Annotated in this window: 17 protein-coding genes and 1 pseudogene; 14 read left to right on the top strand and 4 right to left on the bottom strand. The window is 56.3% G+C overall.

Features of this window, described 5'->3' with window-relative positions; genetic code table 11:
- Positions 1 to 69: 69 nt before the first annotated feature.
- Together IQ273_RS07305 and IQ273_RS35335 are read left to right on the top strand one after the other, a co-directional pair.
- The gene (locus IQ273_RS07305) at positions 70 to 1,908 is read left to right on the top strand and encodes an EAL domain-containing response regulator (RefSeq protein WP_194022517.1); all 1,839 of its coding nucleotides are present in this window, start codon (positions 70 to 72) and stop codon (positions 1,906 to 1,908) included.
- Positions 1,909 to 2,068: 160 nt separating this feature from the next.
- Positions 2,069 to 2,176, top strand: a pseudogene (locus IQ273_RS35335) (GTP-binding protein); the annotation flags it as partial.
- 336 nt (positions 2,177 to 2,512) lie between these two features.
- Here the strand turns inward: IQ273_RS35335 and IQ273_RS07300 are convergent.
- From IQ273_RS07300 to IQ273_RS07285, 4 genes are all read right to left on the bottom strand, one after another.
- A complete protein-coding gene (locus IQ273_RS07300) occupies positions 2,513 to 3,496 on the bottom strand; it encodes an arsenic resistance protein (protein WP_194022516.1) in 984 nt (327 codons plus the stop codon).
- A gap of 37 nt (positions 3,497 to 3,533) precedes the next feature.
- Positions 3,534 to 4,100 carry a DUF3365 domain-containing protein gene (locus IQ273_RS07295; RefSeq protein ID WP_194022526.1) on the bottom strand — a complete coding sequence of 189 codons (567 nt, stop codon included), beginning with the start codon at positions 4,098 to 4,100 and terminating at the stop codon, positions 3,534 to 3,536.
- A gap of 64 nt (positions 4,101 to 4,164) precedes the next feature.
- On the bottom strand, positions 4,165 to 5,469 hold the full coding sequence (locus tag IQ273_RS07290) for an NAD(P)/FAD-dependent oxidoreductase (RefSeq protein ID WP_194022515.1): 1,305 nt from the start codon (positions 5,467 to 5,469) through the stop codon (positions 4,165 to 4,167).
- 58 nt (positions 5,470 to 5,527) lie between these two features.
- Positions 5,528 to 6,007 carry a Dps family protein gene (locus IQ273_RS07285; RefSeq protein ID WP_194022514.1) on the bottom strand — a complete coding sequence of 160 codons (480 nt, stop codon included), beginning with the start codon at positions 6,005 to 6,007 and terminating at the stop codon, positions 5,528 to 5,530.
- Positions 6,008 to 6,292: 285 nt separating this feature from the next.
- Here IQ273_RS07285 and IQ273_RS07280 point away from each other — a divergent pair, with 285 nt between their 5' ends.
- The 12 genes from IQ273_RS07280 to IQ273_RS07225 all read left to right on the top strand — a co-directional run bounded on the left by IQ273_RS07280 (position 6,293) and on the right by IQ273_RS07225 (position 15,671).
- Positions 6,293 to 6,502, top strand: coding sequence for a DUF2892 domain-containing protein (locus IQ273_RS07280; protein WP_194022513.1), 210 nt, complete (start codon positions 6,293 to 6,295; stop codon positions 6,500 to 6,502).
- 135 nt (positions 6,503 to 6,637) lie between these two features.
- Positions 6,638 to 7,054 (top strand): DUF302 domain-containing protein, encoded by a 417-nt coding sequence (locus tag IQ273_RS07275; protein ID WP_194022512.1) that lies wholly within the window; start codon positions 6,638 to 6,640, stop codon positions 7,052 to 7,054.
- 18 nt (positions 7,055 to 7,072) lie between these two features.
- Positions 7,073 to 7,609, top strand: a complete 537-nt coding sequence (gene petC / locus IQ273_RS07270; protein WP_194022511.1) for a cytochrome b6-f complex iron-sulfur subunit — start codon at positions 7,073 to 7,075, stop codon at positions 7,607 to 7,609.
- 74 nt (positions 7,610 to 7,683) lie between these two features.
- Entirely contained in the window at positions 7,684 to 8,085 is a 402-nt protein-coding gene (locus IQ273_RS07265) for a NifB/NifX family molybdenum-iron cluster-binding protein (protein WP_194022510.1), read from the top strand.
- A gap of 31 nt (positions 8,086 to 8,116) precedes the next feature.
- Complete coding sequence (locus IQ273_RS07260; RefSeq protein WP_194022525.1) at positions 8,117 to 8,497, top strand: rhodanese-like domain-containing protein; 381 nt, start codon at positions 8,117 to 8,119, stop codon at positions 8,495 to 8,497.
- 30 nt (positions 8,498 to 8,527) lie between these two features.
- Positions 8,528 to 9,421, top strand: coding sequence for an ion channel (locus tag IQ273_RS07255; RefSeq protein ID WP_313898037.1), 894 nt, complete (start codon positions 8,528 to 8,530; stop codon positions 9,419 to 9,421).
- A gap of 26 nt (positions 9,422 to 9,447) precedes the next feature.
- The gene (locus IQ273_RS07250; RefSeq protein WP_194022509.1) at positions 9,448 to 9,972 is read left to right on the top strand and encodes a DUF3122 domain-containing protein; all 525 of its coding nucleotides are present in this window, start codon (positions 9,448 to 9,450) and stop codon (positions 9,970 to 9,972) included.
- 66 nt (positions 9,973 to 10,038) lie between these two features.
- Entirely contained in the window at positions 10,039 to 10,455 is a 417-nt protein-coding gene (locus IQ273_RS07245) for a heavy metal-responsive transcriptional regulator (RefSeq protein WP_194022508.1), read from the top strand.
- 39 nt (positions 10,456 to 10,494) lie between these two features.
- Entirely contained in the window at positions 10,495 to 10,737 is a 243-nt protein-coding gene (locus IQ273_RS07240; RefSeq protein WP_194022507.1) for a thioredoxin family protein, read from the top strand.
- Between the two features lie 149 nt (positions 10,738 to 10,886).
- Positions 10,887 to 12,203 carry a permease gene (locus IQ273_RS07235; protein WP_194022506.1) on the top strand — a complete coding sequence of 439 codons (1,317 nt, stop codon included), beginning with the start codon at positions 10,887 to 10,889 and terminating at the stop codon, positions 12,201 to 12,203.
- A gap of 37 nt (positions 12,204 to 12,240) precedes the next feature.
- Positions 12,241 to 12,768, top strand: a complete 528-nt coding sequence (locus IQ273_RS07230) for a rhodanese-like domain-containing protein (RefSeq protein WP_194022505.1) — start codon at positions 12,241 to 12,243, stop codon at positions 12,766 to 12,768.
- 230 nt (positions 12,769 to 12,998) lie between these two features.
- Positions 12,999 to 15,671, top strand: coding sequence for a cyclic nucleotide-binding domain-containing protein (locus tag IQ273_RS07225; RefSeq protein ID WP_194022504.1), 2,673 nt, complete (start codon positions 12,999 to 13,001; stop codon positions 15,669 to 15,671).
- Positions 15,672 to 15,833: the final 162 nt, after the last annotated feature.

Raw genomic sequence — 15,833 nt, 5'->3', positions numbered from 1 at the left:
CCCAGCAGGGTCGCCGTATCGATGCCGCAATTACGCTCAATCCCTTGGTCACCCACTTAGTAAAATCCCATGGACTTACTTCCCCCTGAATCTCACACTCTCCTAGTAGTGGATGATGAACCCGACAATTTCGATGTGATTGAGAGCATGCTCCGGAATCAGGGCTACACCCTGCACTACGTTGCCAACGGCCAGACTGCCCTAGACTGCCTCAACACCGTACGGCCCGATCTGATTTTGCTGGACGTGATGATGCCTGGGCTCGACGGTATGGCGGTGTGTCGGCAGATCAAAGCCTTACCCCAGGGGCTCGGGGTGCCCATCATCATGGTGACGGCTCTCGACTCTAAGCAAGATCTCAGCCGCTGCCTGGAGGCCGGAGCCGATGACTTTCTCAGCAAGCCCATCAACTGGGTAGAACTATTGGCCCGAGTTCGCTCCATGCTGCGCATTCGCCAGCAATACCAACAGCTGATGAACTTCAATGCTGAGCTTGAAACCCTGGTGCAGCAGCGCACCGCTCAGCTCCAGGCAATGATTGACAGAGATGCCCTGACCCAGCTGCCCAGTCGCACCCGGTTGTTGCAAGCGACGTCGATGGCGTTGCAGTCTGCGAAAAGCTCTAAAGAGGGGGCCGAAGAGAGGGCGATCGATACCCCTGCCTCTTCCTATAACGTTGCTCTCGCCCATCTAGACTGCGACCACTTTAAGTTGGTGAATGGAGCCTTTGGCTATGACGTCGGCAATGACCTACTCAAAGCCATTGCCCAGCGGCTACAGCAGCAGCTGCGCCCTGGGGATATGCTGGCCCGGATGGGAGGCGATGAGTTTTGCTTTCTCTTGCATCATCTCGATCGCCCAGCCATGCTAGAAAGCTGGACCCAAACTGTATTTGATAGCTTTGCTAAACCCTTTCGGGTGGCCAACTGTGACTTTTTTGTGTCGGTTTGTATGGGGGTGGCGCTGACCGATACGGCCACGGCCCAGCCAGAGACTCTGCTCCAGGCGGCAGATACTGCCATGCATCGGGCTAAGCAGCAGGGCAAGGGCAGCTACCAGCTATTTGATGCCCAGTTGACTACCGCCACTCGCGATCGTCTTGCCCTAGAAACCGACCTGCAACGGGCGTTGGAACATCAAGAATTTGTCACTTACTATCAACCGATTGTTCGGCTGGCCACCGGCCAGGTGGTCGGCTTTGAAGCCTTGGTGCGTTGGCGGCACCCCGAACGGCAGTTGGTGTCACCGGCGGAATTCATTCCCTGTATGGAAGAGACCGGGCTGGTAGTGCAGGTGGGGCTGGTGGTGTTGCAGCAAGCCTGCGAGCAACTGCAGACCTGGCACCAGCAGGGTGCCCCCGACTTAACGGTGAGCGTTAACCTCTCGGTGCGACAGTTTGACAGCCCCACCCTGCTGGCCGACATTGACCAGGTGTTGGCCGCCACCGGGGTGAATCCGGCTTGCCTGAAGCTGGAAATTACAGAGAGCGCCCTGATGCAAGATGCCGAAGCAGCGATTGCGGTGATGGAACAACTGCGATCGCGCCAGATTCAAATCAGCCTAGATGACTTTGGCACGGGTTACTCTTCCCTGGGCTACCTGCATCGCTTTCCCATCGACACCTTAAAAATCGACCGCTCCTTCGTGCAGCAGATCCACACCGGTCACCGCAACCACCAGGTAATTAACACCATCATTGCCCTTAGCAGTCAGCTATCGCTGTCCGTGATTGCCGAAGGCATCGAAACCTCAGAACAACTCCAGTTTCTACAAGTGTTGGGATGTGAATTTGGCCAGGGCTACCTGTTTGACAAACCTCAACCCGCCTCAGAAATTTCGCTAAAACGGCCTCCATCCTATGCCGACTTGGCGGTGTCACTGTTGGAGGCCCCAACGGTGCCAACCTAAGCCGAGCTGATCTCACAGCTGGTATGGGGACAAACGCTAGCTGGGAATAGTTTTGGGTAGTGGGAAATGGGTATCGGATATCGACCTGATACCTAACACTTGACCACCACCACCCTTACAACCAATACCCCTCCCCCTATAACTTCTAACTTCCCCACCTATCCCTAATCGTGACCTGCCAGTCACAATCATCAAGGGCTTTTTGGGCAGCGGCAAAACTATCCTAACCAACCGGCAGAATCTCAAGATACCGGTCTTAGTTAGTGACGCTCGAATTTGGGGTGAAAGTAGCTGGGGAAGCTGAGGTGCTCTACGTTACCAGGCCTTAAACTGGCGAAGCTGCTATTTCGGCCCATTTAGTTCTCTTGTATTGTCGTGATAGTTGCGCGCGCAGGCAACTATTCAACCCACCCTGCCCTCAACGCGCTTAAGTCCTCTGCAGACCGCTGCCTCCGTAGAAGCGATGATAGTCAGCGGCCCGGTGGAACCCTTCTAGCAAACCCGGATTTCGCTGGCCTAAAGCCAATGTGCGATGAGCATGAGCTGATTGATAGGCTGGGGCAATCGCTCTAGCCTATCTCTCGGATTCGCTAGAGGTTTATCCCTAGACCGTCTGGGGCTGTTCGGCGGGGCCGAAGATTCTATCAGTAAATTTCACGTACCAGGCGGCGGCCTGCACTTGAATGATATAGGCCATAGCGATGATCAGGGCGATTTCTGACCCCTGTTCGCCCCCAAATGCGGTGATGGCGATCGCCAGCGCGATAGACAGATTACGCATGACGGTGCCGTAGACGAGGGCGATCGCATCTCCCCGCTTAAACAACAGCTTGCCTACCAGCGTGCTCAGGGCAAAATTGCCGATGTACAAAATTGCCAGCGGCACCAAAAATGACACCAAAATCATGGGTTTGCTCACAATGGCCTCAGCCTTCAGCGCCATCGCCACAAACACCACTCCCAAAACCCCTAGGGTCGAAAATGCGGGGAACTTTTGCTTCAGACTCTTGTTATATTTGTCTGCGCCCACGACGCGAATCAGCAGCAGGCGAGTGGCTATGCCCAACAGCATAGGCAGAAACACAATCACAATGATCTGTCGAAAAATATCGGCTAGAGGAATCTCAATCGCCGCACCCATAAGCCATTTGGCATAGAAAGGGGTAGCAATTGACCCCAAAATCAGGCCGATTACGGTCATCTTAACTGCTGCGTTAAGGTTGCCTTTGGCAAAGCCTGTCCAAGAAATGGTCATACCGCTGGTGGGCAAGAGTGAGGCCAGTAATAAACCCAGGGCGACCAGGGGTTGATCGGCAAAAAACAGCTTCCCCATACCAAAGGCAAAGAAGGGAACAATCGCAAAATTGATTAGCTGAGTGACTAATTGGAGTTTGTAATCCTGCCCAGAAAAGACTTTCTGAACTTGTAGGTTAATCATCATGGGGTACACCATGAGAAAGGTGAGCGGAATGATCAGCGCTTTCAGCGGCGCGGGATTAGTGCTGTACCCGACGACAATGCCTAAAATCATTGAGGCTGGGATTGCCCAGGTCAAGTTTTTCTGAATTAGCTCCAACAGCTTCCACATCAAAAAACATCCTTATAAAAGGTAAAAAAATAGGAACCTAGGGACTGATGGCCGATTGAATAGATTGCTGCACTTCGGGAATAAAGACGGCGTACATGCCGCGCAGATCGCCGACGTTAAAGTCGTAGGCTAAATCTTGGGGATAGCCATCTTTAACAAACTGGGGACGCCGATTTTGCTGGCCATGACAGGCAAGGCAACTGGCCTCGACATTGATGCGGCGGTAGTAGCGATTGCCAACTTGGTCATCAATGGTCGCTTTTTCCCAAAAGCCCATGAGTTCGGGTTGTTGCTCAAATTGAGCGAGGGCCATACGGGAGTGGGGCGTGTCAGGAGAATGGGCTGGATTGCGATATTTGGTGGCAATTTGTTTGACCTGCCAACCGTTTTCTTTACTCAGCTCCATCGCTTTCATGCCCACAGGGCGGCAGACTTCTTTCATGGTCTCCTTCGTGGGCACTTCGGTCTGGCCTTCTAAGGTTGACGCCAGGCCGGAGCGGAGCATGTCTAACTGTTCGATCGCTTGGACAGCTTTGGCCAGTTCAGTGGGGTTGACGTCGGCCCAGGCGGAGGTGGGCTGGAGGAGGATCAGCGCGATCGCCATGCCAATACAAACCGCCATTCGATAAAGTTGCGTCACGGGTTAATCTCCTGAATCGGGTTTAGACTTACGCACTAACCGGAGTCTCTTGGGGAGAGGCAGCGATCGGTTTGACTAAATCGACGCCAAAGATTGCCCGCAGTCCCAGCCGCTCGTACCAGGGCACGGCGGCCCCCAGGCGCATTTTGGTCATGAAGTATTGCTCAAACAGGGCCTTACCCCAGACCACCCATTTCCCCTGCACGGCATAGGAGTAGCGGCGTTTGCCTGTAGCCGGGTCGGGCAAGACTGGAGCGGCCACGTAGAGAATGCCGGTGTCGCCAAATTCGGCAAAGCAAATGGCTTCCAGGGTTGGGGTTTGCAGCGGCTTTTGCAGGGCTCCTAACTGCACGGCAATATTGTGGGAAACGGCCATACCCATGGCTTCGGTCATTTGCCCGCTTTTGGGCAGGCCAATCGGCACGCGGAACTGCTCGGGCTGAGAAAGACTGACGCCAACTCCTAAGGCATAAACCGAGGGAAAGTCGGGGTGCTGGTAGGAGGGCAATACCGGAATGAACCCCCTTTCGTTGCCTAGCCCCGGAGTATTTTGAATGAACGACGCGCCTCGAAAGGCGGGGAGCACCATGGCGTACTGCTGGGACAGGGCACGGCCATCGTCGAGGGTAATGCTGTCGGGGGAGATGGCGGTAATCGCGGCGTTGGCGATCACGTCAACGCCGCGTTTCCGTAGTAGGGCTGTGGTGAGTCGTTCGGCATTTTTAACGCCGCTGACGCCCAGATGTCCCACGTAGGGTTCGGGGGTGACCAAGGTGAGGGTAGCGCGATCGCGTAATCCTTTCTTCCGCAAAATCTGCTCCGCCATCAGAATAAATTCGTAGGCTGGGCCAAAACAGCCTGCGCCAGGGGCGGCCCCCACCACTAACGAGCCAGGGGTTTCTAAAAACTGGAGCCACGCCTCTCTGGCATGGAGCGCATGGCTGGGAGAGCAGATGGAGTGAGTGTAGCCGCCGTGGGGGCCAAGGCCTGGTATGGCGTCAAAGGCAAAGCTAGGCCCAGTGGCGATCGCCACATAGTCGTAGTCAAGCGTTTCACCATTTTCCAGGGTGATGCGCCGGGCCTGGGGATCGAGGGCAGTGACTTTGCTCTTCACTAGGGCGACATTGTGGCGCTGGGCCAGGGGCACTAGGTCGAGCTGAAAATGGTCGAGCGGATCGACATCCAGCCCGACGCGCACCAGCCCCGGAATAAAGGTGAATTTGGGCTGGTCAGAAATCAGCGTCACCTGGTGCTGAGGCGGCAACAACTGCCGCAGCTCGTAGGCGGTGGGCAGCCCGCCCAATCCTGCACCAATCACAACAACGTGAGCCATAGAAAAAGCCTCAATGCGATTTCTGATTAATTTGTGCGACGGCAGCAAATGTCTCTGCCTAATTTCCCAGCAGGCTTCTCAGCATCCAGGCGGTTTTTTCATGCACCTGCATGCGTTGGGTGAGCAGGTCTGCGGTGGGTTCATCATGGGCTTGATCCACTGTGGCAAAGAGCGATCGCGCCGTGCGCACCACTGCCTCTTGCCCCTCCACCAGCTTGCGAATCATGTCTTCTGCACTGGGCACGCCCTCTTCTTCGCCAATGGACGACAGTGCTACAAACTCCCGGTAGGTGCCAGGGGCCGGAAACCCCAGCGCTCGAATGCGTTCAGCAATTAGGTCTACCGCCAGCGCCAGCTCGTTGTACTGCTCTTCAAACATCAGGTGCAGGGTGCGAAACATGGGGCCGGTGACGTTCCAGTGGAAGTTGTGGGTCTTGAGATACAGGGTGTAGGTGTCGGCCAACAGCTTAGACAGCCCCTGGGCGATCGCGTGGCGATCGGGTTCGGCCATGCCAATATTGATGGGCATCGTCTGCATAGCGGTGGTCTCCTAAAAAGCTGGTGAATGGCTACTTGTGTGATGGGGGGCCTCTGATGCTGCGCCAGGCTTCATCGCCTGGAGGCCTTCCATGGTTTGCGCTTTTGCCTAGACCTGTCTGCCAACCAGATCTGGCAAAGGAATTCGCTCCTATAAATCACTTTACCACTCAATAGCTATTAAGTTATATTATTGAGGGAGATTACACTCCTGCCACCGCAATCCCTGACAGAGAGGCTGAGCCAGGAGTTGACATCCATTCATTCATTCTTGGAGATAATTGCTATGCAAACGAATGTTGGTGCCGTCGATCGCGCCGTGCGCCTGGTCTTGGCCGCAGTGCTCTTCTACTTGGGTCTGGTGCTCTACAGCGGCTCTGCCCTGGGCGTGGGCCTGGTGGTGGCGGGGGCCGTGTTGCTGGTCACCGGGCTGGTGGGCTTCTGCGGTCTATATAGCCTGCTGGGGCTGCACACGAACCAGTCCCAAAAATTGTAGTAGACGCATTCATTGGGAGATTCCCCGCCTGCGCTATTCAGCGTTTGTAGCTGCCTTAGATTGGGCAATGCCCACCACTGGAGAAACTGTTTTCCAGAAATTGCCTTGCTTATTCATTTACGTTGAAAAATCACCATGACTTACCACTTCAGCAAAGTTGTTGACGCCTCCTTTGATCAGGCGATCGCCCAAGTGACCGAATCGCTCCAGCAGGACGGCTTTGGCATATTGACCGAAATTGACGCCCAGGCCGCTTTTAAGAAAAAACTCAACGCCGAGTTCCGCCCCTACAAAATCTTGGGGGCCTGCCACCCGCAAATTGCCTACGACATGCTGCACCTCGACGACAAAGCTGGGGTGCTATACCCCTGCAATGTAGTGGTTCAAGAGCACGCCGATGGCCGGGTCGAAGTCTCCGCCATTGATCCACTGAGTATGTTTTTGCCGGTCGATAGTCCGAAGGCAAAGGAAATTGCGATCGCCGCCAGCGAGAAAATGCAGCGGGTGATCGATCGCCTCCCCGCCGCCCAGATCCATGAGCACGCCATCTAGATTGCAAGGATTTTTCCAATGGACACAAGTCTTCCAATCGAAGGGCCATCCCTATCGCGGCGACAGTTGCTTAACTTTCTAACCGGAGCCACCGTTGCCGCCACCGCTGGCTCTGCCCTGTATGTCGCGGGTAACGTCTTGGTTCCCCCAGCCGAGAAAACAGGGCCGGGAGGAGCAATTCTGGCTAGAGATGCGTTGGGAAATCTCATTCCCGCCTCTCAGCTTCTGGTAGAGCCACCGGGAACGCGTGCCCTAGTCGCCGGTTTGGCTGGAGAGCCGACCTACTTAATCGTCACTGAAGACAGAACTCTAGACAGTATCGGCATTGTCGATAACTGCACCCACCTGGGCTGCACCTTTCCCTGGAACCCGCTGGATCAAGAGTTTCAGTGTCCTTGCCATGGGTCGCTCTATGCCCCCGACGGCTCGGTGGTGCGGGGGCCTGCGCCTTTACCGCTCAAGATTGTGCAGGTCAACGTCAGTGATAACAACATTTTGATCTCCCCCTGGAGCGCGACCGATCCGCGCACCGGCGCAAAGCCCTGGTGGGTTTAGCTGCAAGCTCAAAAGCACCCTACTCCAAGGTTTCGCTCGCCTATCATTTCAAACTTACACAAAGCTTAAATCTCATGAAAATTGCGGTTTCCAGCCAAAATCAAACCCAGGTGACTGGCCACCTGGGGCGCTGTCAAAAATTCTGGATCTATGACGTGGAGGACAATACCATCCAGGGAAAAAAGCCCCTCCAAATTACCAAAGACCAAAGCTTTCACGAGAGTTCGCCGAAAGATTCTCACCCCCTAGATACGGTGCAGGTGCTGATTAGTGGAGGCATGGGACGGGGATTAGCCCGTCGTCTGGAGTCTAAAGGCATTCAGCCGCTGATTACCCCCGAAACCGATCTCGATGCGGCGGTCATAGCCTACCTGGCCGGTACCCTCGCCACCCTCACCCCTGAGGAGCATCACCAGCGAGAACATGGCGATGACCCTGATCATCATCACGGCAACGGTCACCCCGATCCTGCATAACGTCCAGCCTATTTCCCTCGACCCTATTTCTATGCCTATCCCATCTCCCTTAGACCAAACTGTGGTCAATCTCTCCCCCACAGAGCTAGTCCAGTTGCCAAATACACCCCTGCTGATCGATGTTCGCAGCGGGCTTGAGTACCGCACTGGCCACGCCCCAGGAGCCAGGAATCTGAGCCTACCGCGCCTGCTGCTGGGCTTGGGGATAGCGCGCTGGGTTTTACCGCCATGGTTTCGAGACCTGCCGCCGGATCAGCCCATTGCGGTGGTTTGCTTAACCGCCCACCGTAGCCCCATTGCCGCTCAGCAACTGGTGAAATTGGGCTTCACAGCGATTTATAACGTGACCGGCGGCATGGTCGAATGGCGTCGCTTGGGTTTGGCGATCGCGGCGAAGGCCCAAGCGGGTTAACCTTTGATTTCCTGGGGGATAGACATCGCCGTGCAACTTTCACACCGTGGACAATCGCCCTACTCGCGGCGAGGACTGGTTCCCCAAGGAGTTTTGCAATTGTCCAATGCTGGCGCTTGGCACTCCTACTGGCGCGATCCATACCACCTGCTGCTGACCATTCCCTGGCCGGGGTTTTTCCTGCTGATGGTGCTGGTCTATGGCCTCTTAAATGCCCTGTTTGCCCTGGCTTATTTGGCGGGGGGCGATGGCATTGCCCAGGCTCAGCCCGGATCGTTTTGGGATGCCTTCTTTTTTAGTGTGCAAACCCTGGCCTCCATTGGTTACGGGGCCATGTACCCCCAAACCCTGTATGCCAATGCGGTGGTCACCGTTGAAGCCCTGGTGGGGTTACTGGGGCTCGCCGTGGTCACCGGGCTGGTGTTTACTCGGTTTGCCCAATCGACTGCCCGGATTCTGTTTAGTCGGGTAGTGGTAGTTACCCCCTATAACGGTGTTCCAGCCCTGATGTTTCGGTCGGCCAACCAGCGGGGAAACCCGGTGATAGAGGCGCAAATGCGGGTCTATCTGCTGAGGGATGAAGTTAGCCTGGAAGGTCAGGTGATGCGACGCCTGTATCCCTTGAATCTGTTGCGAGGCGAAACACCGAGCTTCCCGCTGACCTGGACGGCCATTCATCCGATTGATGCTGACAGCCCGTTGTGGCAGCAAACCACCGAATCGTTAGCTCAGCTCAGGGCACAAATGATTGTGTCTCTCAGCGGCATTGATGAAACCGTAACCCAGGCGGTGCATGCCCGCCATGTTTACCAGGCCCACGACATCCTCTGGGATCATCGCTTCATCGATATCATCCATGAGATCCAAGGGGGCGATCGCTACATTGACTTTAGTCATTTTCACGACGTAGTCGCCAGTTCTTAATGTAAGGCCCATCAATAGGGTGTTTTATGAAAAAAGCGTTTTCCTGGTTGTTATGGTTGGCAGCCTTAATCCTCGGAATCTGGCTCGGATTAGGACTCTTCAACCCTCCCAGCGCAGCGGCGGCGATTCGCCAACTGGAGGAAGCCCCAGGGCAGGTGGTCTATCAGTCGCGGCAAACCTTGAAAGATCAGCATGGGAATAGCTGGCAGGCGATCGCCTTCAAACGCATTCTCTCCGACGGCAGTACCAGCGTTGCTCTGCGCCTGGTGGGCTTTCCCGGCGTAGCGGCGATTGACCGCAGCCAACCCCTGACCCTGACCGATTCCCTCGGTAAAACCCTGACGGCGGCGGATGACTCCGGCCAAATCTTTACCGATGCAGCTGCCCCAGAACCCAATGTTGGCCAGTACGACTTGCAGCCGATCTTGCCCCAACTCCAGGCCGAGATCCCGCTCCGGTTGACCCTGCCCACGATGGACGGCGATACCATTGTCCTGAAGGTGCCCTCGGCCCTGATTGCAGAATGGCAAACGGTGGCCAGTCAGACTTAACCCTTGACCTTATACCTGGGTATAAGCAGTAAGATTCGACCAGGTCAATGTAGTGGAGCCAGGGCGATGTTCCAAGTCGGTGAAGTCTCGCAACGATTAGGGCTAAACCCGCAAACGCTCTATTTCTACGAGCGCATTGGGCTGATGCCCAGCCCCCAGCGCACGGCGGCGGGCTATCGCCTCTATGACCAGCCCGCCCTCGATCGCCTGACCTTTATTACCCAAGCCAAAGCCCTGGGGCTCAGCCTGGATGACATTAAAGACCTGCTGGCCCTGCAAGATGGGCAGCAGCTTTCATGCCAACAGGTCCACAGCCGCCTGCTCAAAAAGGTCGAGCACATTGACGAAACCATCGCAAAGCTGCAAACCCTGCGTGCCCAGTTAGCGCCCTTGCTTGACCAGTGTCAGGCGGGTACCGCCGCCGCGCAGCCGGGGCAGCAGTGCGTGGTGTTTGACACCAACCCGATCACGGCTTCGGCATAACCGTTCCATACCCTACCGCTTCAAACAAGGATGACAACGATGACGACACTTAAGGTTGAGATTTTGGGCACCGGCTGCAAAAAATGCCACCAGCTAGAGGCCAACGCGAAAACGGCGATCGCCACCCGCCACCTAGATGCTGACGTGGCCCACATCACCGACACGATGGAAATTGTCAAACGCGGGGTGATGAAAACCCCAGCCCTGGTGGTCGATGGCAAAGTGTTGAGCCAGGGCAAGGTGCTAGAACCCGCTGACATTGCGGCTCTCTTGCCCGTCTAGGATACCTGGGCACTAGACCTCTGAGTTCTTTTCGGGGATGCAAAGGCATCCTAGGTTAGCAATAAAGAACTCGGAGGTCTGACCGGGCATGACGGCTTAGTTTTATTCCCATTACATCTCCCCGATCGCATCGGAGAGGAGGGTAGTTTATGCATTTTTGGAAGTCGGAATGGAAACCGCTGCTGTGGATTGTGGCGGGGTTTCTGGTGTGCTTTTATCTGCCGGTGGAGGCGATTCAAACCTCTGAGCGGTTGCGCAATGCCGTCTTTGAATCACTCTATTTGGTGCGCTGGTATGCCCAGGAGCATGTGTTGCTGTGCCTGATTCCAGCATTCTTTATTGCCGGCGCGATCGCAGTTTTCATCTCCCAAGACTCGGTGATGAAATACCTGGGGGCCAACGCGAACAAAGTGCTCGCCTACAGTGTGGCCTCGGTGTCGGGCACCATTCTGGCGGTGTGTTCTTGCACTGTGCTGCCCCTATTTGCGGGCATTTATCGCATGGGGGCGGGCCTGGGACCAGCGACGGCCTTTCTCTACTCTGGCCCAGCGATCAACGTGCTGGCGATTATTCTCACGGCGCGGGTTTTGGGCCTACAGTTGGGCATCGCTCGGGCCATTGGGGCGATTCTCTTTAGCGTGGTGATTGGGCTGCTGATGGCCTTTATTTTCCGCAAGGAGGAGCTGGAGAAGATTGAAGCCCAGGCCGGATTGCCCGAGCCGGAGGTGGCCCGCCCGCTGTGGCAAAACGCCCTGTTCTTCGGGGTGATGGTGGGTATTTTGGTATTCGCCAACTGGGCTAAACCCGCTGAGATGGTGGGCACCTGGGCCGCCATCTACGCTGCCAAATGGTGGATTACTGGAGCCTTGGGTATTGCCCTGGCAGTCATTCTAGTGCATTGGTTTGAGCTGACTGTGGGCAAGGTTGTGCTCGTTACTAGCGTCACCGCCGTGCTGGCTTTTCAGTTTGCCGCCCAGCCGATGATTGCCTTTGCGGCAGGGGTGATTGGCCTTTCGTGGCTGACCAGCACCAACAAAGACGAGGCTGGCGAATGGTTTGAGACCTCCTGGGACTATGCCAAGCAAATTTTGCCGCTGCTCTTTTTTGGCGTAGTGGTGGCGGGGGCTTTGCTCGGTCGTCCCGGCCATGAAGCGCTGATTCCCTCCCAGTGGATTGTCTGGGCGGTGGGCGGCAATTCGATGTTCTCCAATTTCTTTGCGGCGCTGGCGGGGGCGTTTATGTATTTTGCCACTTTGACCGAGGTGCCGATTTTGCAGGGGCTGATTGGCAATGGCATGGGGCAGGGGCCAGCGCTATCGCTGCTGCTGGCGGGGCCAGCCCTGTCGCTGCCGAATATGCTGGTGATTCGCAGCATTATGGGTACCAAAAAGACCGCCGTGTTTGTGGCTTTGGTGGTGGTGATGGCGACAATCTCCGGCATATTCTTTGGTGCAATTTGGGGATGAGCATTGGTTTGACAGGCTTGTATAGGTAGGAAAAATTATGGTGTTCAAGCAACTAAATCGAGTTTTTCAAAGTCTATTTCTCGAATTTTTTCTGTCAGTCTCTCTGCTGCTGGGGGTAGGGCACAACCTCGCTATAGCAGCACCCCTGACCGGCCCAAGGGCGATCGCTCAGGTGGTCGAACCTTCAGTTTCTGACGCATCTCTTGACCTCAAGGCGGCAGTCGATCGCACCCTGACCGCCATACCCGCTGGCTACTACAAGATCGACGATGTGGCGGGGCTAAAGCGCTTGCAGGCCAACTCCAAAGCCCTCCTGGTGGATGTGCGCGAACCGGCGGAGTACGGGGCCGGCCACATCCCTGGGGCGATCAACATGCCGCTGCGCACCTTGGCCCAGCACCTCGATGAAATTGAGCGCGATCGCCCCGTGGTACTCTACTGCTCCTCGGGCTATCGCTCGGCCATGGGCGTGGTGAGTCTTCACCTGCTGGGCTACGACAATGTCCAGGGTTTTCCGCCTAGCTTTGCCGGGTGGAAAAAGGCTGGGGAAAGGATTGCCAAGTAATCGTCCAACTTACACCTACAGCAAAGCCCCCATTGACTAACTTGGTAGAGTTCCGGACAGCTCATAAACTGCCAGAATCGCGGGAAATTGGGGCTAAATGTTGTCTTTTATGTTGAGGCTAGCGCGGCATAAGTAGACAAGAGAGAAAATAGACTATGGCTGAGCCAGTGGGGATATAGCGGTAGGGAGATGTCGATCCTGGCCGCATTGAGGCAGCCGAAGTTGGCACTATGGATTGTGAAACAGATTCCCAAAACCCATTTCAGCCTGAGCCGACCAGCTCAGATGAGACCTTGCCACTGATCGCAGGCAAGGTTCAGAGTGCTGAGGAGATTGCAGATTGCCAAACCTGGCTCAGTTTCCATCGCCTGTGGGGGCAGTTACCTGCCGAGGCTCTGGCGGCGATCGCCCAGGCCCTGCATCCCTTTCGCGCAGAAGCTCAAACCCTGATCTACCAGGAAGGCCATCCCGCCACGGGGCTCTACATCCTCAAATGGGGAGCGGTGGAGATTTATCGGCTCTCCCCCATTGGTAAATCGCTGATTCGCCAGCGCAGTGCTGGGGATTTGTTTGGCTATGTGTCGCTGATGGCCCAGGGCGATCGCGGCCAGCACCAGACCCAGGCGATCGCCCTGACGGCCTGTGAGCTGTGGTTTTTGCCCCAAGCTCAGTTTCGACAGTTGATGCAGCAGTATGCCGAAATTGAGCATTTGTTTAATGGCCTGCTGGCTCAGGATCTCAATGCTTTTAGTGCCCGCATTGCCCAAGAACAACGCCGCATTCAGGGGTTGCGAGATTACATCCATGCGGTGCCCACTGGAGAAGCAATCCTCGGCAGCAGCAAGTTCAGCCAGAAGCTGAAGGACAGCGTTGATCAGGCTACCGCGACGATCCAACCCGTCATCCTGCAGGGGCCACCGGGCACCGGCAAGATCTTTTTAGCCGGTCTGATCCACAGCCGCTCTGGCCTGGCCGACCAACCTTTTGCGAAGCTAGATTGCGCTCAACTCCCTCGCACAGGGGACGGTAGCCTGGATACCGACCTCCTTTTTGGCCGACTCGGTAGCGCACCGGGGCTGATCGAACTGCTGGAGCGAGGGACGTTGCTACTGAGCAATCTTCAGGTGCTCAGTGGAGAAGATCGCGATCGCCTAGCTCACTACTGCAACACCAGGACTATTCTGCTCAATGCCGCGTCTAGTGAACCCCCTAAAGCAGTCCAGTCTTGGGTGCGCTTAATATTGGCATCTCCTGAAAAGCTGGTGCTACCAGGGGTAAAGGCTGTTGCCATCAAGCTGTTCAGCCTGCCTCAGCGCAAGGCCGACATTCCCGACTTTGCCCAATTTTTTCTGGCCCGCTTTTGCCAGGAGCAAAGCCGCCCCCCGCTAAGCCTCGACCAGGCCGATCTGCGCCGTCTGATTAGCTACGATTATCCCGGCAACCTAGGCGAACTAGCGGAGATTTTGCATCGGGCGGTGATCATGACGCCCCCTGGCCAGACGGTGATTCCCGAGCAGGCGCTGTGGTCGGTGCAGTCGGCCAAAAATGCCTTCCGGGTCGATTTGCTGACCCAGTTGCCCTGGCTGCGGCGAATCTTGCTCAGCCGCTGGTACCCCGAAGGACTATGGATCGTGATGATGGCGGTGTTTGTGCCCGTCACCTTGGCCGGGTTCCTGGGGCCGCAGACCCGAGACAGCAGCGTCACGCTCAATTTCTTTTGGGCCTGGTGGTGGCCCGGTTATCTGCTGCTGTTTGCCTTTATTGGGCGGCTGTGGTGTGCCGTCTGTCCCTTTATGATTACGGCGGAATGGCTGCGCCGGTTCTCCCTCTGGCTGTTTCCTCGCCAGCAGCTCCCCTGGCCGACTCGGTGGCTCAACCGCTGGGGAGCGTGGGTGCTCTTTGGCGGCTTTGTGGTGATTTATCTCTGGGAGAAGCTGTGGGACTTGCCTCACCACGCCTATCTTTCGGCCTGGCTACTGCTGGCGATTACCGCAGGGGCCGTGATTTTTAGCCTGATCTACGAGCGGCGGCTGTGGTGCCGCTACCTCTGCCCCATCGGCGGCATGAACGGCATGTTTGCCAAGCTCTCCATGGTAGAGCTGCGATCGACCCAGCAGGTGTGCGGTAGCCAGTGCAGCACCTTTGGTTGTTACAAGGGCAGTGATGCGACCCCCGTCACCTTTGCCGATGCCCTGCCCACCGAAGGGCAGGCGACCGGGGGCTGTCCGCTCTATTCGCACCCGGCGCAGCTGCCAGATAACCGCGACTGTGTACTGTGCATGACCTGCCTCAAGGCGTGCCCCCATCGTTCGGTGCAACTCAACCTGCGCTTCCCCGCCTCGGACCTGTTGGACAACCATCAGGGCAATGGGGCCGAAGCGGCGCTGCTCCTGCTCCTACTGGGGGGCGTGTTCATGCACCACAGCCAGCAAATTTTAGGGTGGCTAGGGTTCAGCGGTGTGGCGATGGATGCTGGCCACCTGGGAATCAGTACCCCGATCGCCCTGGCTCTCCTGAGTATTCCGGCGGGGCTAACGTACTTAACCCACGCGATCGCCCGCCGCCTTGATCCGGCTCAGCCTGCCTATCTCACGGTCATCTATGCCTATCTGCCCTTTACCCTGGCGGCCAACCTGGCCCACTACATTCCTGCCGCCATGACTGAGGCTGGTCAGATTCTCCCCGTTCTAGCCCGCACCCTGGGCTACAGCGGGGCGGGTTTGCCCACCCTTACCTGGAGTGCCGATGTGGCGCAGTTTCTTCAGGGGGTGACGCTGCTGTCAGCGCTGGTCTTTAGCCCCTATCCGCTCCTGCGCATTACCCAGCGCTCCCTACTCAGCAATCTTCCCCATCTAGTCCTGATGGCTGGGCTCAGTCTTCTATTCTTTATGCTGCTGATCTGACGGCACGAGGTGACCATGCCCATTCATCACGACATTAAGTAGCTAGGCGCATTTAAACATAAAACGTTCTAGCTGATAATTTCCAGCTTTACTACGCGCTTCCATGCCGTCAATGACGGTCATGGCCAAGTCATATTCGTTATCAAACATCTGACCGGCAAT

The sequence above is a fragment of the Nodosilinea sp. LEGE 07298 genome (assembly GCF_015207265.1).
GTDB lineage: Bacteria > Cyanobacteriota > Cyanobacteriia > Phormidesmidales > Phormidesmidaceae > Nodosilinea.
Note: the sequence above shows the minus strand (reverse complement) of the source record. Positions and strands in the feature narration are given on the sequence as shown.

Bases quoted from the DNA above. Each gene is read 5' to 3' on its own strand.
- IQ273_RS07305 (WP_194022517.1), top strand. From the start codon at position 70: ATGGACTTACTTCCCCCTGAATCTCACACTCTCCTAGTAGTGGATGAT.
- IQ273_RS07300 (WP_194022516.1), bottom strand. From the start codon at position 3,496: ATGTGGAAGCTGTTGGAGCTAATTCAGAAAAACTTGACCTGGGCAATC.
- IQ273_RS07295 (WP_194022526.1), bottom strand. From the start codon at position 4,100: ATGGCGATCGCGCTGATCCTCCTCCAGCCCACCTCCGCCTGGGCCGAC.
- IQ273_RS07290 (WP_194022515.1), bottom strand. From the start codon at position 5,469: ATGGCTCACGTTGTTGTGATTGGTGCAGGATTGGGCGGGCTGCCCACC.
- IQ273_RS07285 (WP_194022514.1), bottom strand. From the start codon at position 6,007: ATGCAGACGATGCCCATCAATATTGGCATGGCCGAACCCGATCGCCAC.
- IQ273_RS07280 (WP_194022513.1), top strand. From the start codon at position 6,293: ATGCAAACGAATGTTGGTGCCGTCGATCGCGCCGTGCGCCTGGTCTTG.
- IQ273_RS07275 (WP_194022512.1), top strand. From the start codon at position 6,638: ATGACTTACCACTTCAGCAAAGTTGTTGACGCCTCCTTTGATCAGGCG.
- petC (WP_194022511.1), top strand. From the start codon at position 7,073: ATGGACACAAGTCTTCCAATCGAAGGGCCATCCCTATCGCGGCGACAG.
- IQ273_RS07265 (WP_194022510.1), top strand. From the start codon at position 7,684: ATGAAAATTGCGGTTTCCAGCCAAAATCAAACCCAGGTGACTGGCCAC.
- IQ273_RS07260 (WP_194022525.1), top strand. From the start codon at position 8,117: ATGCCTATCCCATCTCCCTTAGACCAAACTGTGGTCAATCTCTCCCCC.
- IQ273_RS07250 (WP_194022509.1), top strand. From the start codon at position 9,448: ATGAAAAAAGCGTTTTCCTGGTTGTTATGGTTGGCAGCCTTAATCCTC.
- IQ273_RS07245 (WP_194022508.1), top strand. From the start codon at position 10,039: ATGTTCCAAGTCGGTGAAGTCTCGCAACGATTAGGGCTAAACCCGCAA.
- IQ273_RS07240 (WP_194022507.1), top strand. From the start codon at position 10,495: ATGACGACACTTAAGGTTGAGATTTTGGGCACCGGCTGCAAAAAATGC.
- IQ273_RS07235 (WP_194022506.1), top strand. From the start codon at position 10,887: ATGCATTTTTGGAAGTCGGAATGGAAACCGCTGCTGTGGATTGTGGCG.
- IQ273_RS07230 (WP_194022505.1), top strand. From the start codon at position 12,241: ATGGTGTTCAAGCAACTAAATCGAGTTTTTCAAAGTCTATTTCTCGAA.
- IQ273_RS07225 (WP_194022504.1), top strand. From the start codon at position 12,999: ATGGATTGTGAAACAGATTCCCAAAACCCATTTCAGCCTGAGCCGACC.